The organism is Caballeronia sordidicola (assembly GCF_001544455.2).
Lineage (GTDB): Bacteria > Pseudomonadota > Gammaproteobacteria > Burkholderiales > Burkholderiaceae > Caballeronia > Caballeronia sordidicola.
The window spans coordinates 1-23,992 of the sequence record NZ_FCOC02000002.1; the positions used below are offsets into that span (position 1 = coordinate 1).

Annotated in this window: 25 protein-coding genes and 1 pseudogene; 17 read left to right on the forward strand and 9 right to left on the reverse strand. The window is 60.3% G+C overall.

Annotation, left to right across the window (positions count from 1 at the left end; translation table 11 throughout):
* Positions 1 to 161: pseudogene (locus tag AWB64_RS32165) on the reverse strand (YceI family protein); the annotation flags it as partial.
* A gap of 156 nt (positions 162 to 317) precedes the next feature.
* Complete coding sequence (locus tag AWB64_RS03175) at positions 318 to 878, reverse strand: cytochrome b (protein ID WP_060817203.1); 561 nt, start codon at positions 876 to 878, stop codon at positions 318 to 320.
* A gap of 446 nt (positions 879 to 1,324) precedes the next feature.
* Here AWB64_RS03175 and AWB64_RS03180 point away from each other — a divergent pair, with 446 nt between their 5' ends.
* From AWB64_RS03180 to AWB64_RS03200, 5 genes are all read left to right on the forward strand, one after another.
* On the forward strand, positions 1,325 to 2,089 hold the full coding sequence (locus tag AWB64_RS03180) for a paraquat-inducible protein A (protein ID WP_082850352.1): 765 nt from the start codon (positions 1,325 to 1,327) through the stop codon (positions 2,087 to 2,089).
* Positions 2,086 to 2,781 (forward strand): paraquat-inducible protein A, encoded by a 696-nt coding sequence (locus tag AWB64_RS03185; RefSeq protein ID WP_082850353.1) that lies wholly within the window; start codon positions 2,086 to 2,088, stop codon positions 2,779 to 2,781. Before AWB64_RS03180 ends, AWB64_RS03185 begins: the two co-directional genes overlap by 4 nt.
* Entirely contained in the window at positions 2,774 to 4,453 is a 1,680-nt protein-coding gene (locus AWB64_RS03190; RefSeq protein WP_060817204.1) for a PqiB family protein, read from the forward strand. The genes AWB64_RS03185 and AWB64_RS03190 overlap by 8 nt, the downstream gene beginning before the upstream one ends.
* Positions 4,450 to 5,154 (forward strand): PqiC family protein, encoded by a 705-nt coding sequence (locus tag AWB64_RS03195; protein ID WP_060817205.1) that lies wholly within the window; start codon positions 4,450 to 4,452, stop codon positions 5,152 to 5,154. The genes AWB64_RS03190 and AWB64_RS03195 overlap by 4 nt, the downstream gene beginning before the upstream one ends.
* Positions 5,155 to 5,318: 164 nt before the next feature.
* A complete protein-coding gene (locus AWB64_RS03200) occupies positions 5,319 to 5,930 on the forward strand; it encodes a glutathione S-transferase C-terminal domain-containing protein (RefSeq protein ID WP_060817206.1) in 612 nt (203 codons plus the stop codon).
* A 72-nt stretch (positions 5,931 to 6,002) separates the two neighbouring features.
* Here the strand turns inward: AWB64_RS03200 and AWB64_RS03205 are convergent, their stop codons facing one another.
* The 4 genes from AWB64_RS03205 to AWB64_RS03220 all read right to left on the reverse strand — a co-directional run bounded on the left by AWB64_RS03205 (position 6,003) and on the right by AWB64_RS03220 (position 10,077).
* Entirely contained in the window at positions 6,003 to 7,028 is a 1,026-nt protein-coding gene (locus tag AWB64_RS03205; RefSeq protein ID WP_060817207.1) for an alpha/beta hydrolase, read from the reverse strand.
* A gap of 553 nt (positions 7,029 to 7,581) precedes the next feature.
* Positions 7,582 to 8,157: a TetR/AcrR family transcriptional regulator gene (locus AWB64_RS03210; protein WP_060817208.1), complete on the reverse strand. Its 576-nt coding sequence runs from the start codon at positions 8,155 to 8,157 to the stop codon at positions 7,582 to 7,584.
* Between the two features lie 244 nt (positions 8,158 to 8,401).
* Complete coding sequence (gene mnmA / locus AWB64_RS03215) at positions 8,402 to 9,679, reverse strand: tRNA 2-thiouridine(34) synthase MnmA (protein ID WP_082850354.1); 1,278 nt, start codon at positions 9,677 to 9,679, stop codon at positions 8,402 to 8,404.
* Positions 9,592 to 10,077 (reverse strand): NUDIX hydrolase, encoded by a 486-nt coding sequence (locus tag AWB64_RS03220; protein WP_060817734.1) that lies wholly within the window; start codon positions 10,075 to 10,077, stop codon positions 9,592 to 9,594. The genes mnmA and AWB64_RS03220 overlap by 88 nt, the downstream gene beginning before the upstream one ends.
* 226 nt (positions 10,078 to 10,303) lie before the next feature.
* On the opposite strand from AWB64_RS03220, the gene AWB64_RS03225 reads away from it, so the two are divergent.
* From AWB64_RS03225 to AWB64_RS03235, 3 genes are read left to right on the forward strand one after another with little or no spacing between them, the layout of a single operon-like run.
* The gene (locus AWB64_RS03225) at positions 10,304 to 11,455 is read left to right on the forward strand and encodes a Re/Si-specific NAD(P)(+) transhydrogenase subunit alpha (protein WP_060817735.1); all 1,152 of its coding nucleotides are present in this window, start codon (positions 10,304 to 10,306) and stop codon (positions 11,453 to 11,455) included.
* A 1-nt stretch (position 11,456) separates the two neighbouring features.
* A complete protein-coding gene (locus AWB64_RS03230; protein ID WP_060817210.1) occupies positions 11,457 to 11,786 on the forward strand; it encodes an NAD(P) transhydrogenase subunit alpha part 2 in 330 nt (109 codons plus the stop codon).
* Positions 11,783 to 13,225 carry an NAD(P)(+) transhydrogenase (Re/Si-specific) subunit beta gene (locus tag AWB64_RS03235; RefSeq protein ID WP_060817211.1) on the forward strand — a complete coding sequence of 481 codons (1,443 nt, stop codon included), beginning with the start codon at positions 11,783 to 11,785 and terminating at the stop codon, positions 13,223 to 13,225. The genes AWB64_RS03230 and AWB64_RS03235 overlap by 4 nt, the downstream gene beginning before the upstream one ends.
* A gap of 97 nt (positions 13,226 to 13,322) precedes the next feature.
* On the opposite strand, the gene AWB64_RS03240 is transcribed toward AWB64_RS03235, so the two are convergent.
* Entirely contained in the window at positions 13,323 to 13,628 is a 306-nt protein-coding gene (locus AWB64_RS03240) for a helix-turn-helix domain-containing protein (protein WP_060817212.1), read from the reverse strand.
* Positions 13,621 to 13,908, reverse strand: a complete 288-nt coding sequence (locus tag AWB64_RS03245; RefSeq protein WP_157766580.1) for a type II toxin-antitoxin system RelE/ParE family toxin — start codon at positions 13,906 to 13,908, stop codon at positions 13,621 to 13,623. The genes AWB64_RS03240 and AWB64_RS03245 overlap by 8 nt, the downstream gene beginning before the upstream one ends.
* A 356-nt stretch (positions 13,909 to 14,264) precedes the next feature.
* Here AWB64_RS03245 and AWB64_RS03250 point away from each other — a divergent pair, with 356 nt between their 5' ends.
* From AWB64_RS03250 to AWB64_RS03260, 3 genes are read left to right on the forward strand one after another with little or no spacing between them, the layout of a single operon-like run.
* Entirely contained in the window at positions 14,265 to 15,602 is a 1,338-nt protein-coding gene (locus AWB64_RS03250; protein WP_060817213.1) for a THUMP domain-containing class I SAM-dependent RNA methyltransferase, read from the forward strand.
* Positions 15,603 to 15,632: 30 nt separating this feature from the next.
* On the forward strand, positions 15,633 to 17,036 hold the full coding sequence (locus tag AWB64_RS03255; RefSeq protein ID WP_060817214.1) for an aminopeptidase P N-terminal domain-containing protein: 1,404 nt from the start codon (positions 15,633 to 15,635) through the stop codon (positions 17,034 to 17,036).
* Entirely contained in the window at positions 17,026 to 18,243 is a 1,218-nt protein-coding gene (locus AWB64_RS03260) for a UbiH/UbiF/VisC/COQ6 family ubiquinone biosynthesis hydroxylase (RefSeq protein ID WP_060817215.1), read from the forward strand. The genes AWB64_RS03255 and AWB64_RS03260 overlap by 11 nt, the downstream gene beginning before the upstream one ends.
* Here the strand turns inward: AWB64_RS03260 and AWB64_RS03265 are convergent.
* Positions 18,240 to 18,515 carry a hypothetical protein gene (locus AWB64_RS03265; protein WP_060817216.1) on the reverse strand — a complete coding sequence of 92 codons (276 nt, stop codon included), beginning with the start codon at positions 18,513 to 18,515 and terminating at the stop codon, positions 18,240 to 18,242. The genes AWB64_RS03260 and AWB64_RS03265 overlap by 4 nt on opposite strands.
* On the opposite strand from AWB64_RS03265, the gene dusB reads away from it, so the two are divergent.
* From dusB to ruvB, 6 genes are all read left to right on the forward strand, one after another.
* The gene (gene dusB / locus AWB64_RS03270) at positions 18,514 to 19,626 is read left to right on the forward strand and encodes a tRNA dihydrouridine synthase DusB (protein ID WP_060817217.1); all 1,113 of its coding nucleotides are present in this window, start codon (positions 18,514 to 18,516) and stop codon (positions 19,624 to 19,626) included. The two genes, AWB64_RS03265 and dusB, sit on opposite strands and share 2 nt — an antisense overlap.
* Positions 19,623 to 19,856: a Fis family transcriptional regulator gene (locus AWB64_RS03275; protein WP_056355686.1), complete on the forward strand. Its 234-nt coding sequence runs from the start codon at positions 19,623 to 19,625 to the stop codon at positions 19,854 to 19,856. Before dusB ends, AWB64_RS03275 begins: the two co-directional genes overlap by 4 nt.
* Before the next feature lie 105 nt (positions 19,857 to 19,961).
* Positions 19,962 to 21,527: a bifunctional phosphoribosylaminoimidazolecarboxamide formyltransferase/IMP cyclohydrolase gene (gene purH / locus AWB64_RS03280; protein WP_060817218.1), complete on the forward strand. Its 1,566-nt coding sequence runs from the start codon at positions 19,962 to 19,964 to the stop codon at positions 21,525 to 21,527.
* Between the two features lie 117 nt (positions 21,528 to 21,644).
* Positions 21,645 to 22,187 carry a crossover junction endodeoxyribonuclease RuvC gene (ruvC, locus tag AWB64_RS03285; protein ID WP_060817219.1) on the forward strand — a complete coding sequence of 181 codons (543 nt, stop codon included), beginning with the start codon at positions 21,645 to 21,647 and terminating at the stop codon, positions 22,185 to 22,187.
* A 21-nt stretch (positions 22,188 to 22,208) separates the two neighbouring features.
* Positions 22,209 to 22,799, forward strand: a complete 591-nt coding sequence (ruvA, locus tag AWB64_RS03290) for a Holliday junction branch migration protein RuvA (RefSeq protein ID WP_060817220.1) — start codon at positions 22,209 to 22,211, stop codon at positions 22,797 to 22,799.
* Positions 22,800 to 22,924: 125 nt separating this feature from the next.
* Positions 22,925 to 23,989, forward strand: coding sequence for a Holliday junction branch migration DNA helicase RuvB (gene ruvB, locus AWB64_RS03295; RefSeq protein WP_060817221.1), 1,065 nt, complete (start codon positions 22,925 to 22,927; stop codon positions 23,987 to 23,989).
* Positions 23,990 to 23,992 lie beyond the last annotated feature (3 nt).

The window sequence follows — 23,992 nt, forward strand, 5'->3', positions numbered from 1 at the left end:
TTGAACTTGCCATCGACGGGCACGTTCATTTGTTTGGACGTCGCCGTGACGGTGCTTTTGGTTGTATCGACCTGGGCTTGGGCGAACGCGGAAACCGCAGTGACAAGCGACGCCGCGGAAACGCCAGCAATCAACCAACGGGAAATTTTCACGTGTTTCATGTGTGTCCTGAAGCAATCCGGATAGTGGGACGAGCCGCTATTTGAGGAGCAAACGCAAGTCTGTGCAACCCGCCACGAAGAAACTGGCTATCAACAAACAGGAATCAATAATTGTCGATTTCCGGCGAATACATCGCAAAAAAGCACGCAGGGAAATTATCGGAGGAACGGAATCATGCGCGCAAGCAGGCCGTCGCGATCGACAAAATGGTGCTTCAGCGCTGCAAGCACATGCATGGCGACCAGCACCAGCAGCGTGTAATTCAGGTAGATGTGGACCATTTTGAGCGTGACCTTCAGCGCGGCGTCCGGGCCGATGATGGTCGGCAACGGGACCAGGCCAAGATAGACGACCTGGATTCCGGCGGCCGAACTGTACAGATAGCCAGACACCGGAATGATCAGCATCAGCACGTAGAGCAGGAAATGCGTGAGATGCGCGACGCCCTTCTGCCATGCCGGCATGCGCCGTGGCATTGACGGCGTCTTGTGCGTGCTGCGCCAGAGCACACGGATCACGGCGAGCGCAAACACGGTCACGCCGATCCATTTGTGCCACGAGAAATACTTGAGTTTGGTTGGCGTGAAACCGGGGATATCGGTCATGATCCAGCCGAGATAGAAACCGCAGACGATCAATAGCGCAATGAGCCAGTGGAGGCCAATCGCGGTGCGGCTGTAGCTCTCGGAGCTGGCGAAGTTCGGGCTGCGTTCCATACGGTGTCCACCAGAAGAAGTGCGGAATTGACGTTTCCGACCCATAGGTTTATCGCTGGGAGATGCGGTAAACCCGGGATACAGGTCTTAAGGCCGCCATCCTACCCGAACAAGTAAAAAACGGCTTTGAGGAGAGAAATAGTTGCCGATCTACAGTTGCTGCGTAGTTGACATCAGGCTGACGCCGCGATGAAAAATCGCATCGGGGGCAGCAAGCCGCGTCCGCTAAACGATAGCAACATGGAATGATCGGACTCGACACTCGAATATCTGGCGCATGCCAAGACCGATTGTTTCTGGGCGCCGCTGCGCTCGAGCGACACCGTGCGCCGGTGTTTGTTAGTTTGTTACCATGCGCGCTGGCCCGGCCCTTGCTCTTTTAAGCGGCTGCCCCGGAACCAGAACACACACGATACTGAACACGCCCGCGAGCCAGCATTGCACTCATGGAAGAAAACGATCTGATTGCCTGCCACGAATGCGACACGCTTTTTCACAAGCGTACGCTGCCCGCGCGCAGTTCCGCGAAATGCACGCGATGCGGCGCCACGCTCTACCCCAGCGTATCGTCGAATCTGGACAAACTGTGCGCCGTCACGCTCGCCGCGCTGATCACGTTCCTGATTGCGCAGGCGTTTCCCATTGTCGAACTCGAAACGAACGGGATCACGTCGCAAACCACGTTGATCGGCGCGATTGTCGCGTTGTGGGGCGAGAACATGGAAGTGATCGCCGTCATGGTTTTTTGCGCGACGATCCTCTTTCCGCTCACCGAGCTTGTCGCCATGCTGTATCTCGTGGTCGCGCTGCGTGCCGGATTCATCCCCGCCGGATTCAGTCAGGTGCTGCGCGCGATCCAGTTTGTGCGGCCCTGGGGAATGATCGAAGTCTTCATGCTCGGCGTGCTGGTCACGCTGGTCAAAATGATCAGCATCGCGCGAGTGATTCCCGAGGCGGCGCTGTTCGCATTCGGCGCGCTGACGTTGCTTTTCGCGTTGATCCTGACCTTCGATCCCCGCGCACTATGGGAAATTGCGGAGCGGCTGACCAAACGCGGCCCCCTGCGATACACCCCGTTCGGCGGCCTGCAATCCGGCATGGGCCCGGACCGGCAGACCGATCTTCAGTCCGATTCGCCGCTTGATTTGCTGCGGCCGCTCCTGCCGTCAGGCACACCGCCGGACGCAGCTCCTCCACCGCCGAAGCCATGAACGACCTGCCCGAATCTGCCGGACCGACCGGCGCCGCAGCGCCGGCCGAAAGCGCGCCGGTCTACACCACTGCCGCGCGTGCGGGGTTGATCGGCTGCCACGCGTGCAGTCTCGTGCAAAAACGCGCGCACACGGTCGAAACGCAGCGCTGCACCCGTTGCGGCGCGAAGCTGCACCGGCGCAATCCCGATTCCGTCGCGCGCACCTGGGCGCTGCTGGTGTCCGCCGCGATCCTTTATATTCCGGCGAACCTGTATCCGGTGCTACATACCTCATCGATTGTCGGTTCCGAGGACGACACCATCATGAGCGGCGTCGCCATGTTCTGGAACGACGGCGACTATCCGCTCTCGGCGGTGATTTTCATTGCCAGTATTCTCGTGCCGATGCTCAAGCTCGGCACCCTCGCCTATCTCACCTGGGCCACGCAAACCGCCTCCAAATGGCGTCCGCGCCAGCGCACGACGCTTTACAGGATCGTGGAAAAGATCGGCCGATGGTCAATGCTCGATGTTTTCGTCGTCACCCTTACCGTGGCGCTCGTGCGCTTCGGGTCGCTGGCGGTCATCACGCCAGGTCCGGGCGCGCTGGCGTTCGGCTGCGTCGTGGTGCTGACCATGCTCGCCTCCATGCAATTCGACCCGCGGCTGATGTGGGATCACATCGAACCTTCAGGAAAGAAATATGACTAGCCCGCAAGGCCCCTCAAACGACACGGCCAAGGGCCCGAACGAGCCTTCGCGAAATGCAGGCGGATCGCCACCCGGCGGTCTGCCGCCCAATCTCCCCGATCCTGTAATCGAGCCTCGCAGCCGCTGGATTCCATCGCTCGTATGGGTGATTCCGCTGGTCGCGGCGCTGATTGGCATTGCGCTGGTCGTGAAATCCGTGGCCGGGCGCGGGCCGACCATCACCATCAGTTTCGTGAGCGCCGAAGGACTCGAGACCGGCAAGACCAAGCTGAAATACAAGGACGTGGATGTTGGCACGGTCAAGAACATCACGTTGTCGAAGGATCATTCACGGGTTCTCGTCGATGTCCAGTTGACCAAGGTCGCCGAGGATTTCGCGGTGAAGGACACGCGTTTCTGGGTCGTGCGCCCGCGCGTGGCGGCGAGCGGCGTGACGGGGCTCGGCACGTTGTTGTCTGGCGCCTATATTGGCGTGGACGCGGGGAAGTCGAAGGAAGACGAGACCCATTTCGTGGGGCTCGAAACGCCGCCGGCGGTCACGGGCGATCAGAAGGGACGTCAATTCACCTTGCGCGGCGAGTCGCTGGGTTCCATCGATATTGGCTCGCCGATTTATTACCGTCGTGTGCAGGTGGGCCAGGTCGTGGGCTTTTCCCTCGATAAAGACGGCACCGGCGTCACCATGCAAGTGTTCGTGAACGCGCCCTACGATCAATACGTGGGCACGAATTCGCGCTGGTGGCACGCAAGCGGCGTGGATCTGCGGCTCGATTCCAGCGGCTTCAAGCTCAACACGCAATCGCTCGCAACCGTGGTGCTGGGCGGCATTGCGTTCCAGACGCCGCCGAACCAGGAACCTGGTCAGCAGGCGCCGGACAACATGACGTTCCGCCTCGGTTCCGACGAATCGGACGCCATGCGCGATCCGGACGGCCAGCCAATCCGCGTTGTCATGAACTTCAACCAGTCGTTGCGCGGCTTGTCGGTGGGTGCGCCCATCGATTTCCGGGGCATTTTGCTTGGCAGCGTGACGGGTATCGCGATTGACTATGATCCGAAAACCCGCACGTTCCAGATGCCGGTGACCATGAATATCTATCCGGACAGGCTCGGCAAGCGTTTCCGCGACTCCGCGCCGCGCCAGAACACCGTGGCGGGGCAGGAACTGCTGCAGAAGCTGGTGGCGAACGGCTTGCGCGGACAATTGCGGACCGGCAATCTGCTGACCGGACAGCTGTATGTCGCGCTCGATATCTTCCCGAAGGCGGCAAAGGCCACGGTGAACGTCGCGGCCGATCCGCTCGAATTGCCGACAGTGCCCAACACGCTGGACGAACTGCAGCTGCAGGTGGCGGATATCGCGAAGAAGCTGGACAAGATTCCTTTCGACGATATTGGCAACAACCTGAACAGCGCACTGAAGAACGCGAACAGCCTCTTCAAGCAGCTCGATACCCAAGTGGCCCCGGAAGCGCGTGACACGCTCACGGCCGCGAAGAAGACCTTCAGCGAAGCGCAAAGCACGCTGCAGCAAGACTCGCCGCTGCAGTCGGACGTTCATCAGGCGCTGCAGGAACTCACGCGGACGCTGCAATCGCTCAATGCGCTCTCCGATTATCTGGAACGTCATCCGGAGTCGTTGCTGCGCGGAAAACCAGGAGATAAGCCATGAGTCTGGCCAGAATTTTCAAGGCCGCCGGCGGCGTGGCGGCATTGGGCCTCGTGGCCGCGCTCGCCGCATGCAGCAGTTCGCCGCCCGCCCGTTTCTATACGCTTGGCGGCGGTTCAGGCGACGCCGCTGTGAAAACGGTGGCGCCTGCTTCGTTCTATCTGGAACTGGCGCCAGTCGACATGCCGCCGCAAGTTTCCAAGAACCAGATGGTCGTGCAGGACGGCACGGCGCAAGTGCGCGTGCTGGAGGATCAGCGCTGGGCGTCGCTGCCCGCCGACGAAGTGCGGCGCGCGTTATCGGCGGATCTGTCGCAGCAGCTTGGCGCAATCGATGTCTATGGCACGCCGTATCCGGCGGGCGCGGCGGTTTATCGTGTGAAGGTAAATGTGCAGCGCTTCGAGTCGTCGCCGGGAAAACGCGCGTTGATCGACGCCGTCTGGAGCGTGCGCGGCGTCAGCAATCAAGCTGTGCTGACGTGCCGGACAGTCACCGAACAACCGGTTGGCGACGGCTTTGACGCGCTCGTGGCAGGGCATCGGCAAGCCGTGGATGCGCTTTCCCAGGCAATTTCCGCAGGCGTGCGCACGGTAAGCTCGGCGCCGCCGTTGACGGCATCCGTCGCGACGAAAAGCGCGAAACCGGCAACGCCCATTGCGCCGCGTCTGCTGCCCTGCCCCGTGAACGCGGTGCCCGCGCAGTGAACTGAGACGCCGGCCAGATCCTGACGCAACCCGGTTGCACCGAAAGGCGCGCCGGGTTTTTTGTCGCCCGACCACAACGCCGGCATCTTGAAATTAAGTCGGCGTGCGTCGGGCCGGTTAAGATCGCTCTCCATGACTACTCTTTTGCAGAATCCACAACACAGATGATGAAACTGATCGGTTCGCTCAACAGCCCGTATGTTCGCAAGACGCGGATTGTGATGGCAGAAAAGAAGATTGACTGCGAACTGGTGCTCGAAAACGTCTGGGCATCTGATTCGAAAATCCATAGTTTCAATCCGCTTGGCAAGGTGCCGTGCCTGATTCTGGACGACGGCGAAGCCGTTTTCGATTCGCGCGTGATTTGCGAATACGTCGATACGCTTACGCCGGTCGGCAAGCTCTTGCCGCAGGAACGCCGTGAACGCACGGAAGTCCGATGCTGGGAAGCCCTCGCCGACGGCATGCTGGACGCCGCCGTGCTGATCCGGCTGGAAGGCACGCAGCGCGAAGAAGCGCAACGAAACGACGCGTGGATCGCGCGGCAGCAGCGCAAGATTGATGACGGCCTGAAAGCGATGTCCAAAGGACTCGCCGCCAAGAACTGGTGCTCGGCCAATCACTTCACGCTCGCCGACATTGCCTGTGGCTGCGCACTCGGCTACATCGACTACCGGATGCCCGATCTGAACTGGCGCGAGGATTACCCCAATCTCGACAAGCATTTGCAGCGTTTGTCGCTGCGCCAGTCTTTTATCGATACGCTGCCTGTCTGAGTTCTCGGCACGCGTCACGAAGTCACGAAGAAAAGCCCCTTTGCCGGGGCTTTTCTTTTTATTCCAACCCGCTTACTTCGCCAGCGCCTTCTTGAGCACCGTGTTCGCCTGATCGATCGCGGCGCGCGTGGCCGGCGTCTTCGCGAGCGCGTTGAGCATCACGAAGTCGTGGAACGTGCCTTCGTAGCGCACGGCCGTCACCCGGACGCCCGCCTGCGAGAGCTTGCGCGCGTAGGCTTCGCCTTCGTCGCGCAGCACGTCGTTTTCGTCGGTGATGACGAGCGCGGGCGGCAGATCCTTCAATTGATCCAGCGACGCCCGCAGCGGCGACGCCGTGATCTTCTCCCGATCGGACGCGTTCGGCGCGTAGGCGTCCCAGAACCACTTCATGGCGTTCCTGGTGAGCCACGGGCCGTCCGCGAATTCGTTGTATGAGCCGTCGTCGAAGTTCGCGTCGGTGACCGGATAGAACAGCACCTGATAACGCAGCGCCGGGCCGCCCTGCTCCTTCGCCATCAACGTGACGGCTGCCGCCATGTTGCCGCCCACGCTGTCACCGGCCACGGCCATGCGGGTTGCATCGACGTTGAACTGCTTTGCATGTTCGGCCACATAGCGCGTTGCCGCGTAAGCCTGCTCGATCGGCACCGGGAATTTGGCCTCGGGCGAGCGGTCGTAGTCGACAAAAACCACGGCCGCCTGTGCGCCGTTGGCGATTTCGCGGATCAGGCGGTCGTGCGTGTTCTTATCGCCGAGAACCCAGCCGCCGCCGTGGAAATACATGATCACAGGGAGCACGCCCTTTGCATGCGCCGGGCGCACGACGCGGATGGCGATCTTGCCGGTCGGACCGGCCTCGATCACGCGGTCTTCGATTTGCGCGGCTTCCTTCTGGATTGGCTGCGACTGGGCGCCGGCGAGCACGTTGCGGGCATCGGCGGGAGACAGGGTGTAGATCGGCGGCCCTTTTTGCGCCGTGAGCGCGTCGATGAACTGCTGTGTCGCCGGTTCGAGCACGGGCGCAGCCTGCGCAATGGCGCTTGCGCCGAGCGTTGCAGCAACTGCAGAGGCGATGACGAGAGACTTGAGCTTGAACATGCTGACTCCTGTTAGTGACGGTGCGGTGGATAAGTGATGAATAATGTGAAGCGTTAAATCGGCTAAAAATGCTCGGGAAATGCCTAAAAAAGTCTGTGAATTCAAATGCATCTACTTGTAGATAGACAACTATATTCAGTGCTTCCAGAATCTTTACGGCCTTTCTTGCTGCCTTTCTTGCGGCTTTGCAGCGCCTTCGTCAACGTAAATATGGGTTACCGCGTGGATCGATGCAGACTGCTAAAGGTCAAGGGCGACAACCACTTACAATGAATTACCCGCTTTTGCGCAATTCAAATGCATATCGCTAGTGGTTTACTCGTCAACCAGACCGGTCCGCTATGCACTGTCACACCATCTTCAAATACGGTAAAAAAGTAAGATAAAAACGCCATGAATCTACAATTTCGGCCGACTATCGGAAATCAAAATCTATCTACTCAAAGATAGACAAAAATCGATAAAGAGTTATTCATTCGTAGCAATATTCCGAACAATCCCGGAAAGCGCGCATTTCATTACAGCGTCACACTTCTCGCACTCGCGATTTCAATCAGCGCTTTACTGTTTGCGTGACTTCATCAAGACGTACTTTGGAATGAAACAGGCGGCACGCCAACAAACTACCTTGATACGCCGCAAATAGCGCCCGGGCGGTCACATCGGGTTTCCCGTTGACTCGCAAGGTCTCCTGCTTCTCGCCTTCGGCCAGCACCTTTGCCAGCCACGATTCATTCGCTTTAAAAAAAGCCTGCACTGCATGACGGACATCTTCCGGTAATGACTGAATATCCGCAGCCAGCATTCCACACAAACAAACCTGATCGCCTTCGCCTACGATCTTGCCGAACAATTTCACGTACCGATCGAGTTTCTTCTCCGCAGAAGCGGAACTGTCGATGGCGTAAATCGATGACATGACGTCAGCGCTATACGTGTTCACCGCCTCAAGCACCAGATCTTCCTTCGACGGGAAGTAATAGTGAATGCTCGATGTCTTTACCCCAACCAGCGTCGATAGGTCCCGATAACTGAAACCGTTATACCCGCGCGTCATCAACAGGATTTGCGCGTGTTCGAGTAACTGCTCGCGAACGGTGTTTTTGTCTGGGGTTTTCTCGTTGTTCATTTCGGGGTTCTGCTTAGATACTGCAGTCGTTTTTTGCGCCAATGTGCTTCACTAATACCTTGTACCTAGGCTCTTGCGGTGTCGTGCTCTAACTTCAACCTAAGCCATGGCCGTAATTTATCTACTAGAAGATAGATTGTCAAGCGATGTAACGTCGATATCCGCATCTTTTTCTAGAGTCTTTCACAATGTACAAGGAAGCGGGCTGCGGCCCGCTTCCTTTGATGCATCGATACATACAGCTTTATCGCGACGTCAGCAACGCAGCCCGCGCCTCTTGCCGCGCCGGCTGCGCAGTCGCCGCGTGCTCGATTATTCCGCCACCCAGGCAAACATCGCCCCGATAAAGCACCGCCGATTGTCCCGGCGTAACGGCCCATTGGGCATCGTTGAAACGCAACTCGAACCGGCCATCCGCTTGCGGCGCGCCCACCACGCACGCCGAATCCGACTGCCGATACCGCGTCTTCGCCGCACATTCCAGGCCCTCGGCCGGCGCCACGCCTGCCACCCAGCTGGTATTTCCGGCCACGAGCGAATGTGACAACAGCCACGGATGATCGTGTCCCTGCACCACATACAGCGTGTTGGAAGCCATGTCCTTGCCCGCGACGAACCACGGATCGCCGCTGCCGTCCTTGCTCCCGCCAAGGCCAATGCCCTTTCTCTGTCCGAACGTATAGAACGCCAGCCCGACATGCTCGCCGATCACCTTGCCATCGGGCGTTTTCATTGGACCGGGCTGGGTCGGCAAATAGCGGTTCAGGAACTCGCGAAAAGGCCGTTCGCCAATGAAGCAGATGCCCGTTGAATCCTTCTTCGCTGCATTCGGCAAGCCGATCTGCGCCGCGATTTCGCGGACCTTCGTCTTCGGCATCTCGCCGAGCGGAAACAGCGTCTTCGACAATTGCGCCTGATTCAGCCGATGCAAAAAGTAAGACTGGTCCTTGGTGTGATCCGTGGCCTTCAGCAACTCGAACAGGCCGTCGCGTTCACGCACGCGCGCGTAATGTCCGGTCGCGATGGTTTCGCCGCCAAGCGACATGGCGTGGTCGAGGAAAGCCTTGAACTTGATCTCGGCATTGCAGAGCACGTCCGGATTTGGCGTGCGGCCAGCCGAATATTCCCGCAGGAATTCCGCGAACACGCGGTCCTTGTATTCGGCGGCGAAGTTGACCGCTTCCACGTCAATACCGATCAGATCCGCGACGGACACCACGTCGATCCAGTCCTGCCGCGTCGAGCAGTATTCGCTGTCGTCGTCATCTTCCCAGTTCTTCATGAACAGGCCGATCACGTCGTAGCCCTGCTCCTTGAGCAGCCACGCGGTCACCGACGAATCCACGCCGCCCGACATGCCCACCACGACTTTCTGTTTTCCGGCCTTGCTCATTTTGCTCTCTGCGTTGTCTTCTCTGTGCGGCTTCTGCCTGGCTAAATCCGATCCTGCACCGGCGCGACCGAATGCGTATGAATGAAGTCGAGCGGCACGCGCCGCCCGGCAAGGTAATGATCGAGACATTCGAGCACGGCCGGCGACCTGTGCCGGTCAGCGCAGGCGCGCAACTCGCCGGCGGTAAGCCAGATGGCGCGCACGATGCCATCGTCCAGTTGCGCGCCCGGCACCGGGCCCGAAGTCGTGCCGCAAAACGTGAATCGCAGATACGTCGCCGATTTTCCCGGCCGCTCGAAATGCGTGAGATACGCGCCAACGAGCGCCTGCGGCTCGAAGTTATGCCCGGTTTCTTCCAGCGTTTCGCGCTTGACGGCGTCCACAAGCGTTTCTCCCGCTTCCAGATGCCCGGCCGGCTGATTAATCTTGAGCCCGTCGGACGTGTGCTCCTCGATCACGAGAAAGCGCCCGTCCCGCTCCACAATGGCAGCGACCGTTACGCGCGGTGTCCAGCGTTCTGTTTTCATGGGACCGTATTTTACCGTTTTGCGCGTTTTCCCGTCGTTCGCGGCGTGCATGCGGGTTGTTGTCCGATGGCGTCATTTTTCACGAATGTTTCGGTTACAGTGGCAATCAGCCGTAAAAAGCAGCTTAAAGAAGCGCTTATTCATGTGCGGACGTTTCCATCGAGCAAGAAATAGCGCGAGCGGCTGCACACGGTCATGACAGAACTAGAACGTGAGGAGGATGAAGATGCATATCGGAGTGCCTGCCGAAACGCGGGCGAACGAGGCGCGCGTCGCGGCCACGCCGGAAACGGTCAAGAAGCTCGTGTCGCAGGGTCATCGCGTCACGGTGCAACGCGGCGCGGGACTGCCGGCGAGCTATATAGACGAGGCATTCGCCGCCGCCGGCGCCGAGCTTGTCGATGCCAATACCGCGTTCGCCGCCGATCTCGTCCTCAAGGTTCATTCGCCCAACGAAACCGAGCTGCTATTACTGAAATCCGGCGCCGTGCTGGCCGGCATGCTCGACCCCTTCAACGCCGATAACAACACGCGGCTCGCCGCATCGGGCGTCACCGCTTTCGCACTCGAAGCCGCGCCGAGAACCACGCGGGCGCAGAGCCTGGACGTGTTGTCGTCGCAGGCGAACATTGCCGGATACAAGGCTGTGCTGGTCGCCGCCAATATCTATCAGCGCTTCATGCCCATGCTGATGACCGCGGCCGGCACCGTCAAAGCCGCGCGCGTGCTTGTGCTGGGCGCGGGCGTCGCGGGTTTGCAGGCCATCGCCACGGCCAAGCGCCTGGGCGCTGTGATCGAAGCGTCGGACGTGCGCCCTGCCGTGAAAGAGCAAATCGAGTCGCTCGGCGCGAAGTTTCTGGAAGTCCCCTACGAAACCGATGAAGAGCGCGAAGCCGCGGTCGGCGTCGGCGGATACGCGCGTCCCATGCCCGCAAGCTGGCTCGCGCGGCAATCCGTGCTGGTCGCCGAGCGCGCGAAGCAAGCGGATATCGTGATCGCGACCGCGCTGATTCCCGGGCGTCCCGCGCCAACGCTGATTGCCGCCGAAACGGTCCAGCAGATGAAGCCGGGTTCCGTCATTATCGATCTGGCTGCCGGGCGCGGTCCCGAATACGAAGGCCGGCGCGGCGGCAATTGCCCGCTGACCGAGCCCGATCAGGTCGTGATGAAACACGGTGTGCATCTGGTCGGCTATACCAATCTTGCATCGATGGTCGCAACCGATGCTTCCGCCCTCTACGCCCGCAACCTGCTCGACTTCATCAAGCTGATCGTGACGAAGGAAGGCACGTTGAACATCGACATGGCCGACGACATTGTCGCGGCCACGCTCCTGTGCCGCGACGGCCAGGTCACGCGCGGGATCAAAGGAGACTGACATGGAACTGGTTAATCACACGGTCATCAACCTGATCATCTTCGTGCTCGCGATTTACGTCGGGTATCACGTGGTCTGGAACGTCACGCCCGCGCTGCACACGCCGTTGATGGCGGTGACAAACGCGATTTCGGCGATTGTGATTGTCGGCGCAATGCTCGCGGCAGGATTGACAATAGGCGGCGCTGGCAAGTTCTTCGGCACGCTCGCGGTGTTGCTGGCGGCGGTCAACGTGTTCGGCGGATTTCTCGTCACGCGGCGAATGCTGGAGATGTTCAAGAAGAAAGCGCCGAAGCAGATTGCCGCTGCGTCGAAGGAGATTGCGCAATGAGCATGAGCGTAGTCACCCTCCTGTACCTCGTCGCCTCGGTGTGTTTCATCCAGGCGCTCAAAGGATTGTCCAACCCGAAGACCGCGCGTTTGGGCAACACGTTCGGCATGGCCGGCATGGCGATAGCGATTCTCACGACCATTGCGTTGATCGTGAAGCAGGCGGCCGCGCTCGGATCGGATTTGTCGCTGGGCCTCGGGCTGCTGTTTGCGGCGCTCGTGGTCGGCGGCGCGATTGGCGCGTATGTCGCGGCGAAAGTCGAGATGACGAAGATGCCCGAACTCGTCGCCGCCATGCACTCGCTGATCGGCCTGGCCGCGGTGTGCATCGCCTATGCCGTCGTGTCGGAACCTTCCGCATTCGGACTCGCCGCGTTGGGCGAACCAATTCCCGTGGGCAATCGCGTGGAGTTGTTTATTGGCACGTTCGTGGGTGCGATCACGTTCTCCGGTTCGGTGATCGCGTTCGGCAAGCTCTCGGGCAAATATCAGTTCAGGCTGTTCAAGGGCGCGCCGGTCGTGTATCCCGGCCAGCACATGATCAACTTGCTGCTCGCCATCGCGATGCTCGGCTTCGGCATCATCTTCATGTTCACGCAATCATGGCTGCCGTTCGTGATCATGACGCTGATCGCGTTCGCGCTGGGCGTGCTGATCATCATCCCGATCGGCGGCGCGGACATGCCGGTGGTCGTGTCCATGCTGAACTCGTATTCGGGCTGGGCCGCGGCGGGTATCGGTTTCTCGTTGAACAATCCCATGCTGATCATCGCGGGATCCCTGGTTGGTTCGTCGGGTGCGATTCTTTCGTACATCATGTGCCGCGCGATGAACCGCTCGTTCTTCAACGTGCTACTGGGCGGGTTCGGTAACGAAGGCGGCGCGGCGGCAGGCGATGGCGCGAAGGAACAGCGCCCGGTGAAATCCGGTTCCGCCGATGACGCCGCGTTCATGCTCGGCAACGCGGAAACCGTGGTGATCGTGCCGGGTTATGGACTGGCCGTGGCGCGCGCTCAGCATGCGCTGAAGGAACTTACCGACAAGCTGATCGAGAAAGGCGTCGACGTGAGGTATGCCATTCACCCGGTCGCGGGGCGTATGCCGGGACATATGAATGTGCTGCTGGCCGAAGCCGAGGTGGACTACGAACTCGTCCACGAGATGGAAGATATCAACGGCGAGTTCCAGCAAACGGACGTGGTTCTGGTGCTTGGTGCGAATGACGTGGTGAATCCGGCGGCTAAAACCGATCCCAAGTCGGTGATCGCCGGGATGCCGATTCTTGAGGCGTATCGGGCGAAGACGATTATCGTGAACAAACGGTCTATGGCAGCGGGTTATGCGGGGCTGGATAACGAACTGTTCTACATGGACAAGACGATGATGGTTTTCGGGGACGCGAAGAAGGTTATCGAGGATATGGTGAAGGCGGTGGAGTGAGGGCGCGCTGCCGGGGTGGAACGGAACGTCGGTGTACTCATAAGAGACACCGGCGTTTTTTGCTCGATGCCCGTTCGACGGCCCTTTTGGCACACCTTTAAAACATTGCTTCCAGGCCTTTACGGTCAACCAGATCGAGCAGTTTCAGCGATGGTCCGTTTGGCCGCTTTTGGCCCTGCTCCCATTTCTGCACCGTCGAGGCACTCGTGTTCAGGCACGCCGCAAACACCGCTTGACTCGCCCTGCTGCGCTGACGCAGCCGCTTGATCTGCGCCGCGCTGTAATCCTTGATTGGTGGCAGACATAGCGCATCGAACTCCCGCAATGTCATGGCGTCCATTGTTCCGGCCTGGTGTAGGCCTTCAGCGGTTTCATATACCGCCTTCAGTAGTTTGTCATTCATTGCTTTCCACCTCGATTAACTCGCCTGCATGCAGCGCCTGGACTAATGTGCGCGCGTCATAGCCCAACAACTGTGATGCCAACAACTTCAACGCTACCAGCCCCGTGCCGCTCACGTTGGCCCGCTCGGTCTTGGCAAATCCGAAAACAAAAAATGCTCGCTCATCCGTTCGAAACGCCAATAGCGTTCGTAATCCGCCTCGTTTGCCTCGTCCGTTGATACCCACTCGTTTTTTGAAAACGTGCCCGCCCAAATTGGCATCTATCAGACCTTGGCTCATCTCCCTAACGGCATTCACAGCGCCGTGTTCAACACGCTTTCCGAATCAGCCCAGCGTGCAAACCACTTGGTTTTGAAAACGCGCAAATTTTCCTCCCGCAATTATAGCACTTAGTGCGATAGATACCCGTGTTGTTCGAGTTCCTACTGTTGAGCCACGATATCGAATTTGAGGTCGCGACATAACTAGCCGATTGGCTAACATGATCTGCCGCTCCTGTTAGGACCGCATTCGAATCTGCCTCTGCTATCGCACTTTCTGAAAAGCTCGTCCTCCTCTGCTCTTCTGGCCGCTTCGTCCCCTCCCCGCCCGCCGCGTACAATATCCCCCTTCGATTCCCCTAAAAGCACCGCCCCATGGCCACTACTTTCCTTTTCGACTGGTTTGTCCCTTGCCCGCGCGGTCTCGAGGCGCCGCTGGCGGCCGAACTCGCCGAAATCGGAGCGAAGCACGTAGAAGGCTCCCAATTCAGAACCGGCAAGGAAGTCCCGGGCGGCGTGCATTTCCGCGGCTCCTGGGCGGCCGGCATGGCGGCCAACCTGCATTCGCGCATCGCGAGCCGCGTGCTGCTCAAGCTCGCCCAAGGCCCGTACAGAAGCGAACACGACATCTACGAACTCGCGTACCAGCAGCAATGGGAAAAATGGTTCTCGCCAAACGAAACCATTCGAGTCGATATCACCGCGATCAAATCACCGCTGCGCAGCCTCGAATTCGCGACCCTGCGCGTAAAAGACGCGGTGTGCGACCGTCTGCGCGAGCTGACCGGCAATCGTCCGAGCGTGGATACCGCCCAGCCCGACGTCCGTGTCTTCGCGTTCCTGACGCTCAACGAATGCACGCTTTACATCGATACCTCCGGCGATCCGCTCTTCAAGCGCGGCTGGCGCCTCGACAAAGGCGCGGCTCCGCTGCGTGAAAACCTCGCAGCCGGCATTCTGCGGCTGACCGGCTGGACGCCCGGCACGCCGCTGTTCGATCCGATGTGCGGCAGCGGCACGTTCCTCGCCGAAGCCGCGCAGGTGGCGCTGAACATCGCGCCGGGTGTGGAACGCCGCTTTGGCTTTGAAAAGCTGAAGCAATACGACGTGAACGCGTGGCAAAAGCTGAAAGGCGCGGCACTCGATGCAAAACATGCCGCGCGCTCGTCGCGCAAGGATTTGCAGATCTACGGCAGCGACATTTCCGGCGACATGCTCGACAAGGCCTATTCGAACCTCGAACGCGCGGGTCTGCCGGAGCTGTCGTTAAAACAGGTCGATGCGCGCCACATGACGCCGCCGACGAGCGAACCCGGCATCCTGGTCGCGAATCCGCCGTATGGCGAACGGATCGAAGTACGTGGGCGCGGTCCGCGCGGCGAACTTCGCGAACCGAAAAACCGTGGCCGCGATGAAGACGAAGAAGCGTTTCACCGCGCACAGCCCGATCCGGCCGACCAGGAGTTTTTTATCTCGTTCGGCAATGCAATGAAGCAGCGCTTTCCGGGCTGGCGCGCTTACGTGCTGACATCGGACAGAAAATTGCCGGGCATGCTGCGCCTGCGTGAATCGACGAAAACACCGCTTTTCAACGGTGCGCTCGAATGCCGCCTGTTCCGCTTCGACCTGATCGCCGGAAGCGTGCGCAATCGCCCGGCAGCGGCGGAACCCACGGCAGACCAGGCACCTGCAACGCCCGACGCAAACGAATAAAGCAGGGCGAAGCGGCGCTACAATCGCTGCATGAACTCATCGAATGAAGCCCAATCCATCGGTCTCGACGTCTATCGCGACCGCCGTGAGCGCGTCCTCGCGGCGTTGCGCGAATCGGGCGGCGGCGTTGCCATCGTGCACACCGCGCGCGAAGTCTTGCGCAACCGCGACGCCGACTATCCGTACCGCCACGACAGCTACTTCTACTACTTGACGGGCTTCACGGAACCGGAAGCCACGCTGGTTCTGGACGCAAGCGCCCACCCAGAAGAACCCGCGGCCATCTTGTTCTGCCGCGAGAAAAACGTCGAGCGCGAGACGTGGGAAGGCTTCCGCTACGGTCCCGAAGGCGCGCGCCTCGCGCTCGGTCTGGACGCAGCATTTCCCATCGATCAGCTCGACGCCGAAATGCCCCGCCTGCTCGCCGATAAACCCGCGTTGCATTACGCGCTAGGCGTTTCCACCGAACTCGACACTCAAGTCCGCAACTGGCTCGCGGCCGTCCGGGCGCAGAGCAGGATTGGCGTGAAAGCGCCATCGAAAGCGGTCGACCTGCTGCCCATGCTGGACGAAATGCGTCTGATCAAGGACGAGCACGAACTCGCGATCATGCGCCGCGCGGGCACGATCTCGGCCGAAGCACACCGACGCGCGATGCAAACCTGCCGTCCCGGCATGCACGAATACGAAATCGAAGCCGAATTGCTGTACGTGTTCCGCAAACGCGGCGCGCAAGCGCCCGCGTACGGTTCGATTGTCGCGGCCGGCGCGAATGCGTGCGTACTGCATTACCCGGCGGGCAACGCGATCGCGCGCGAAGGCGACCTGATTCTCATCGACGCCGCGTGCGAACTCGACGGCTACGCGTCCGACATCACGCGCACGTTTCCGGCGAGCGGACGGTTCACATCGGCGCAACGGGAAATCTATGACATCGTGCTGGCCGCGCAATACGCCGCCGTCTCCGCCACGCGCGCAGGCGTGAGTTTCGACGCGCCGCACGAAGCCGCGGTACGCGTTTTGTCGCAAGGTTTGCTCGACACGGGAATCATCGACAAGAACACATTCGCGACCGTCGATGACGTCATAGCCGAACGCGCGTACCAGCGTTTCTACATGCACCGCACGGGCCATTGGCTCGGCATGGACGTGCACGACGCGGGCGATTATCGCGATGCCAACGCGCCGCTGGACGACCACGGCGCGCGTGCGTGGCGCACGTTGAAGCCGGGCATGACGCTGACCATTGAACCCGGCTTGTACATCCGCGCCGCCGAAGATATCCCGGAACGCTACGCGAACATAGGCATCCGGATTGAAGACGACGCCATTGTCACGGCCGACGGCTGCGAACTGACAACACGCGAAGTTCCCGTCGATGCCGACGAAATCGAAGCCTTGATGCGCAACGCGCAAGCCCCCGATGCAAATTGAAACCGCAGAAACCCTCGGCCATGAATTGCCGGCTGATTATCACTTCGACGTCGCCATCGTCGGCGCCGGACCGGTCGGCCTCGCACTCGCAGGGTGGCTGGCGAAGCGCAGCGCGACGTCGCGTTTATCGGTGGCGTTGATCGATGCCCGCGCGCCCGGCGCGGCCTCGAGCGATCCGCGCGCGATCGCGGTCTCGCATGGCAGCCGGGCGATGCTGGAGTCGTCACTCGGTTTTCCCGCCGATGCCACGCCGATCAAGCGCATCCATGTTTCGCAGCGCGGCCGGTTCGGCCGGACCCTGATCGATCACGACGAACACGGCTTGCCAGCACTCGGATATGTGGTGCGTTACGGCTCGATTGTCGCGACGCTCTCGCGGGCCGTGGCCGAAACCAGCGTTCACTGGTTTACGGAAACGACGGCATCCACGCCCTTGCACGATCACGATGGCGTGACGTTGCCGATCCATTCTTCGGCCACGGGCGACCGCACCATTCGCGCGCGCATTCTGGTGAATGCCGAAGGCGGGTTGTACAAGGAATCGGATGCATCGACTTCCATAAAGAACACGCGCGACTACGGTCAGACGGCGATTGTCGGGACGGTCAGCGTGTCGTCGCCGCAACCGGGCGTTGCCTGGGAACGCTTCACGCCAGAAGGCCCGATTGCGTTGCTGCCGTCGGGCGGCGCGCGCCAGGCAGACTACGCGCTCGTGTGGTGTTGCGCGCCGGAAGAGGCGAGCCGCCGCTCACAACTTTCCGACAATGCATTTCTCGCCGAACTCGGCGCGGCTTTTGGCGAACGCATGGGCCGTTTCACGAAAATCACCGGCCGCGCGATGTTTCCGCTTGGGCTCAACGCGCTGAATGCGCTCGTCGATCGGCGCACTGTCGCCATTGGCAACGCGGCGCAAACGCTGCATCCGGTCGCGGGGCAAGGGCTCAATCTCGGCTTGCGTGACGCGCACGCGCTATGCGACGTGTTATCGACCAATGGTCCTACTACCGTCGCGCTGAGCCTCTTCGCCCAGCGGCGCGCGCTCGACCGGCGAATGACAATTGGCGCCACGGACACGCTTGCGCGAGTTTTCACGATCGATTTCGCGCCGCTTGCGACAGTGCGCGGCCTGGCCTTGAGCGCGCTGGAGTTCGTGCCGCCGGTTAAAACCGCGCTGGCGCGCCAGATGATGTTCGGGCAACGGCGCTAATCGTTTGCTTGTGTCAAAAACGGCTCCGCACTTCGCGCCATCCGGCCAAATCCGCTGAGCGCGTGTGTGTCAACTTCGACGGACTGCATATTTCGAGCCGTTCTATTGCGCGAAAAACCGAGCAAGGCCTCTATGAAGCCGGCAACTTTCATAGAAGATTTAACAACTTGCAGTGCGATTGCATCTAATTGACGCAGCGCGTTCGCGTTAAAATAGCTGTTTTCCTTCAGCGCTGATCGCGTCTCTCCAATCACGGACGCTGCGAGTTTCATGCCTATTTCCACACTGGCCATCGGCCCCCACATCTTGCGCAACAACCTGTTCGTCGCCCCCATGGCCGGCGTAACGGACCGCCCTTTCCGGCAGTTGTGCAAACGCATGGGCGCGGGCTACGCGGTGTCCGAAATGGTTGCATCGAATGCGCAATTGTGGAAAAGCGAAAAGACCATGCGGCGCGCGAATCACGCCGGCGAAGTCGAGCCTGTTTCTGTTCAGATCGCGGGCGCTGACCCGGCAATGCTGGCTGAAGCGGCGCGGCACAACGTCGCGAACGGCGCGCAGATCATCGATATCAACATGGGCTGCCCAGCCAAAAAGGTTTGCAATGTGGCGGCCGGTTCCGCCCTGCTGCAAAACGAAACGCTCGTTGCCGAGATCGTGCAGGCCGTAGTGAACGCAGTTGGCGTGGGTCCGGACGCCGTCCCGGTCACGCTGAAAATCCGCACGGGCTGGAATCGCGAGAACAAGAACGCGCTGAATATTGCGCGGATTGCGCAGGACGCCGGCATTTCCATGCTGACCGTTCATGGCCGCACGCGCGCCGACCTTTATAAGGGCGACGCGGAATACGAGACCATTGCCGCGGTCAAGGCGTCCGTGCGCATTCCGGTCGTGGCGAACGGCGACATCGGCACGCCGGAAAAAGCACGCCACGTGCTGGCCGTGACCGGCGCCGACGCAATCATGATCGGACGCGCCGCGCAAGGACGTCCGTGGCTCTTTCGCGAAATCGAACACTTCCTGCTGACGGGTGAATATTTGCCGGCTCCGCGTATCGACGAGATCCAGCAACTGATGAACGCGCATCTCGAAGATCACTATGATTTCTATGGCGAATTCACGGGCGTTCGTACAGCGCGCAAACACATCGGCTGGTACACTCGCGGCCTTTCCGGCGCCAACACGTTCAGACATCGGATGAACACGCTGGACTCCACACGAGAACAATTGCTCGCCGTGAACGAATTCTTCGACGCCCAAAAGGCGTTGTGCGACCGTCTTGTCTATGTCGAAGAACCCGGCACAGACGCTGACGGAGGCGGCACCAACGAAGCGTTCGAATCGTGCGGCGCGCAGAACCACACAGACCGATTAGCCGCATGAGCAGACACAACATAGAACAATGCGTCCGCCAGAGCCTGGACAATTATTTCCAGGACCTGGACGGTTCGAAACCGCACGACGTCTACGAAATGGTGATTTCGTGCGTGGAAAAGCCGATGCTCGAAGTCGTGCTGAAACAAGCCGACGGCAACCAGTCGCTCGCAGCGGAGTATCTCGGCATCAATCGCAACACGCTCAGGAAGAAGCTCCAGCAGCACGGCCTGATTTAGTCACTTGTCTCATTGATGTATCTCCCGGACCGTCGCGGCGTACGGCGGTCGATCCGAATTTACTGATTCCCTCGACTCCCCTACCGGCTCCCCGCCGTTCCCATCATGATCAAGCAAGCGCTCCTTTCCGTTTCAGACAAGTCCGGCATCGTTGAATTCGCGAAATCGCTTTCGGAGCTGGGCGTAAGCCTGCTTTCGACTGGCGGCACTGCAAAACTTCTCGCCGATGCCGGCCTGCCCGTCACCGAAGTCGCCGACTACACCGGTTTTCCGGAAATGCTCGACGGCCGCGTGAAAACGCTGCATCCGAAGGTTCACGGCGGCATTCTGGCGCGCCGCGACTTGCCCGAACACATGGCGGCGCTCGAGCAGCACGGCATTCCGACCATCGACTTGCTGGTGGTGAATCTTTATCCGTTCGTGCAGACAGTCTCGAAGGAAGAATGCTCGCTGGAAGACGCCATTGAGAATATTGATATTGGTGGCCCGACCATGCTGCGTTCGGCGGCGAAGAATCATCGTGACGTGACGGTAATCGTCGATCCTTCGGATTACGCGACCGTTCTCGAGGAAATGCGTGCGTCCAGCAACACGGTCAGCTACCCGACCAACTTCCGGCTTGCAACCAAGGTATTCGCGCACACGGCTCAATATGACGGCGCCATCACGAACTATCTGACGAGCCTGACCGACGCGTTGGAACACAAGAGCCGCAATACGTTTCCGTCGACGTTCAATCTCGCCTTCACCAAGGTGCAGGACCTGCGTTACGGCGAGAACCCGCATCAAAGCGCGGCGTTTTATCGTGACCTCGCGACGCCCGCTGGCGCGCTTGCGAACTACACGCAGTTGCAGGGTAAGGAACTGTCGTACAACAACATCGCGGATTCCGACGCTGCGTGGGAATGCGTGAAGACGTTCGACGTACCCGCGTGCGTGATCGTCAAGCACGCGAATCCGTGCGGCGTGGCGGTGGGTGAAGGTGCGCACGAAGCGTATTCGAAGGCTTTCCAGACCGATCCTACGTCGGCGTTCGGCGGCATCATTGCGTTCAATCGGGAAGTCGACGAAACGGCGGCGCAAGCAGTTGCAAAGCAGTTCGTGGAAGTGCTGATGGCGCCTTCCTTCAGCGAAGCGGCCAGGCAGATTTTCGCGGCGAAACAAAACGTGCGCCTGCTGCAAATCGATCTTGGCGACGCTCACAACGCGTTCGACCTGAAGCGCGTGGGCGGCGGCTTGCTGGTTCAATCGCTCGACTCGAAGAACGTCCAGCCGCACGAGTTGCGCGTGGTCACGAAGCGTCATCCGACGCCGAAGGAAATGGACGATCTCATGTTCGCGTGGCGCGTGGCGAAGTACGTGAAGTCGAACGCCATTGTGTTTTGCGGCGGCGGCATGACGCTCGGCGTGGGCGCCGGGCAAATGAGCCGGGTAGATTCGGCGCGTATTGCGAGCATCAAGGCGCAAAACGCGGGTTTGTCGCTGGAGGGCTCCGCGGTGGCATCGGATGCGTTCTTCCCGTTTCGCGACGGGCTCGACGTGGTAGTCAACGCGGGCGCGACCTGCGTGATCCAGCCGGGCGGTTCCATGCGCGACGACGAAGTCGTGGCTGCCGCGGACGAACACAACATTGCGATGGTGCTCACCGGAACGCGGCACTTCCGTCACTGAGACAGCCACTGAGAACGTCTGATCTTCGGAAAGCCCGGCGGCCGGCAGGTTCACCGGGCTTTTTACTTTCTGCGCCGCGCTGTTAGTATCGCAAGCACTACGTTCCAACGGCATTCCATGAGAATTCTCGGCATTGACCCGGGCCTGCGCGTGACTGGATTCGGCGTTATCGATAAAACCGGCCACACGCTCACCTACGTGACCAGCGGCGTCATCAAGACCGCGGACGCCGATCTGCCGTCGCGGCTGAACACGATCTTCGACGGCATCTCCACGTTGGTCCGGCAACACGCGCCCGATCAGTCGGCGATCGAGAAAGTGTTCGTCAACGTCAACCCGCAGTCCACACTGCTGCTCGGCCAGGCCCGGGGCGCGGCAATCTGCGGCCTGGTCGCGAACGGCGTACCGGTTGCCGAATACACCGCGCTGCAATTGAAGCAGGCCGTGGTGGGCTACGGCCGCGCAACGAAAGATCAGATGCAGCAGATGGTGGTGCGGCTGCTCGCCCTTTCGGGCGTGCCAGGAGCGGACGCCGCCGATGCCCTCGGCATGGCCATCTGCCACGCGCACGCCGGCGGCGCAACCGCCATCCTGGGCGGCATTGCGCCGTCTCTGGCAAAAAAGGGCCTGCGCGTTCGGCGCGGCCGCCTTGTCGGCTAACTCCATTACAAGTTCCTCAACATGATTGGTCGCATTGCAGGCGTCTTGCTTGAAAAAAACCCGCCGTATCTGCTCGTGGATTGCGGCGGCGTGGGTTATGAAATTGCCGTGCCAATGAGCACCTTCTACAACCTGCCGAACATCGGCGAGAAGATCGTCCTGCTGACCCAGTTGATCGTGCGTGAAGACGCGCATTTGCTGTATGGCTTCGGCACGCAGCCGGAACGCACGACCTTTCGCGAACTGCTCAAGATCAGCGGAATCGGTGCGCGTATGGCCCTCGCGGTGTTGTCGGGCATGAGCGTCCAGGAACTCGCGCAAGCCGTGACCATGCAGGACGCCGCGCGCCTGACGCGTACGCCCGGCATTGGCAAAAAGACGGCGGAGCGGCTGCTCCTGGAACTGAAGGGCAAGCTCGGCGCGGATCTGGGCACGGCAGCAGGCACGGTGGCCGGCCCGGATCACGCGAGCGATATCCTGAACGCTTTGCTGGCATTGGGTTACTCCGAAAAAGAAGCGCTCATGGCGGTAAAGAATGTTCCTGCCGGAACAGGCGTGTCGGAAGGCATCAAGCTGGCCTTGAAGGCACTGTCGTTGCAACCCTCGCGCTGACCTTCAAGTGCGGCTCGATCCAGTCGCAAGACTGGTACGGAATGAGTCTCCCACACCGTTGATCCGGCCAACAGTCGGCCGAACGGCCAGCTTTCGGCGTATTCGTCACGCGGTACAATCGACGCATGATAGAAACCGACAAACTCGCCGCCGAACGCATCATCTCGGCTACACCTGTCTCGCCGAACGAGGAAGTGTTCGAGCGGGCGTTGCGGCCGCGCCAGCTCGAGGAATATGTCGGGCAGGAAAAGATCCGGGATCAGTTGCAGATCTTCATCGAGGCCGCGCGCAGGCGCTCCGAAGCGCTCGATCACGTCCTGCTGTTCGGGCCGCCGGGTCTCGGCAAGACCACGCTTGCGCACATCATTGCGCGGGAAATGGGTGTGAATCTGCGGCAAACATCGGGGCCGGTGCTGGAACGCGCCGGCGATCTTGCCGCGCTGCTGACGAATCTCGAGAAAAACGACGTACTTTTCATCGATGAGATTCATCGGCTGTCGCCGGTCGTCGAGGAAATCCTGTATCCGGCGCTCGAGGATTATCAGATCGACATCATGATCGGCGAAGGTCCGGCGGCGCGCAGCGTGAAGCTGGATTTGCAGCCGTTTACGCTGGTCGGCGCCACCACGCGCGCGGGCATGCTGACCAATCCGCTGCGGGACCGCTTCGGGATTGTGTCGCGGCTGGAGTTCTATACGGCGGGAGAATTGGCGCGAATTGTCACGCGATCGGCTTCGCTCCTGAAAGCGAACATTGTTCCCGAGGGCGCGTTCGAGATTGCCAAGCGCGCGCGAGGCACGCCGCGGATTGCGAACCGCTTGCTCAGGCGCGTGCGCGATTACGCCGAGGTGCGGGCAAACGGCAATATCACGGCGGACGTTGCCGATGCCGCGCTGAAGATGCTTGACGTCGACCCCGTTGGCTTCGATTTGATGGACCGGAAGCTGCTGGAAGCCATCTTGTACAAATTCGATGGCGGTCCGGTCGGTGTCGACAATCTGGCTGCCGCGATTGGCGAAGAGCGCGACACGATTGAAGACGTGCTCGAGCCCTATCTTATCCAGCAGGGCTATTTGCAGCGCACCCCGCGCGGACGCGTGGCCACGCTTCTCACCTACCGCCATTTTGGTCTCGCGGCTCCCGATGCCGGTCCTGTTCGTGATCTCTGGGACGCGAACCTGCCCGAGTAGTCG

Coding starts and splice junctions, on each gene's coding strand:
- AWB64_RS03175 (WP_060817203.1), bottom strand. CDS start 878: ATGGAACGCAGCCCGAACTTCGCCAGCTCCGAGAGCTACAGCCGCACC.
- AWB64_RS03180 (WP_082850352.1), top strand. CDS start 1,325: ATGGAAGAAAACGATCTGATTGCCTGCCACGAATGCGACACGCTTTTT.
- AWB64_RS03185 (WP_082850353.1), top strand. CDS start 2,086: ATGAACGACCTGCCCGAATCTGCCGGACCGACCGGCGCCGCAGCGCCG.
- AWB64_RS03190 (WP_060817204.1), top strand. CDS start 2,774: ATGACTAGCCCGCAAGGCCCCTCAAACGACACGGCCAAGGGCCCGAAC.
- AWB64_RS03195 (WP_060817205.1), top strand. CDS start 4,450: ATGAGTCTGGCCAGAATTTTCAAGGCCGCCGGCGGCGTGGCGGCATTG.
- AWB64_RS03200 (WP_060817206.1), top strand. CDS start 5,319: ATGATGAAACTGATCGGTTCGCTCAACAGCCCGTATGTTCGCAAGACG.
- AWB64_RS03205 (WP_060817207.1), bottom strand. CDS start 7,028: ATGTTCAAGCTCAAGTCTCTCGTCATCGCCTCTGCAGTTGCTGCAACG.
- AWB64_RS03210 (WP_060817208.1), bottom strand. CDS start 8,157: ATGAACAACGAGAAAACCCCAGACAAAAACACCGTTCGCGAGCAGTTA.
- mnmA (WP_082850354.1), bottom strand. CDS start 9,679: ATGTCTCGATCATTACCTTGCCGGGCGGCGCGTGCCGCTCGACTTCAT.
- AWB64_RS03220 (WP_060817734.1), bottom strand. CDS start 10,077: ATGAAAACAGAACGCTGGACACCGCGCGTAACGGTCGCTGCCATTGTG.
- AWB64_RS03225 (WP_060817735.1), top strand. CDS start 10,304: ATGCATATCGGAGTGCCTGCCGAAACGCGGGCGAACGAGGCGCGCGTC.
- AWB64_RS03230 (WP_060817210.1), top strand. CDS start 11,457: ATGGAACTGGTTAATCACACGGTCATCAACCTGATCATCTTCGTGCTC.
- AWB64_RS03235 (WP_060817211.1), top strand. CDS start 11,783: ATGAGCATGAGCGTAGTCACCCTCCTGTACCTCGTCGCCTCGGTGTGT.
- AWB64_RS03240 (WP_060817212.1), bottom strand. CDS start 13,628: ATGAATGACAAACTACTGAAGGCGGTATATGAAACCGCTGAAGGCCTA.
- AWB64_RS03245 (WP_157766580.1), bottom strand. CDS start 13,908: ATGAGCCAAGGTCTGATAGATGCCAATTTGGGCGGGCACGTTTTCAAA.
- AWB64_RS03250 (WP_060817213.1), top strand. CDS start 14,265: ATGGCCACTACTTTCCTTTTCGACTGGTTTGTCCCTTGCCCGCGCGGT.
- AWB64_RS03255 (WP_060817214.1), top strand. CDS start 15,633: ATGAACTCATCGAATGAAGCCCAATCCATCGGTCTCGACGTCTATCGC.
- AWB64_RS03260 (WP_060817215.1), top strand. CDS start 17,026: ATGCAAATTGAAACCGCAGAAACCCTCGGCCATGAATTGCCGGCTGAT.
- dusB (WP_060817217.1), top strand. CDS start 18,514: ATGCCTATTTCCACACTGGCCATCGGCCCCCACATCTTGCGCAACAAC.
- AWB64_RS03265 (WP_060817216.1), bottom strand. CDS start 18,515: ATGAAACTCGCAGCGTCCGTGATTGGAGAGACGCGATCAGCGCTGAAG.
- AWB64_RS03275 (WP_056355686.1), top strand. CDS start 19,623: ATGAGCAGACACAACATAGAACAATGCGTCCGCCAGAGCCTGGACAAT.
- purH (WP_060817218.1), top strand. CDS start 19,962: ATGATCAAGCAAGCGCTCCTTTCCGTTTCAGACAAGTCCGGCATCGTT.
- ruvC (WP_060817219.1), top strand. CDS start 21,645: ATGAGAATTCTCGGCATTGACCCGGGCCTGCGCGTGACTGGATTCGGC.
- ruvA (WP_060817220.1), top strand. CDS start 22,209: ATGATTGGTCGCATTGCAGGCGTCTTGCTTGAAAAAAACCCGCCGTAT.
- ruvB (WP_060817221.1), top strand. CDS start 22,925: ATGATAGAAACCGACAAACTCGCCGCCGAACGCATCATCTCGGCTACA.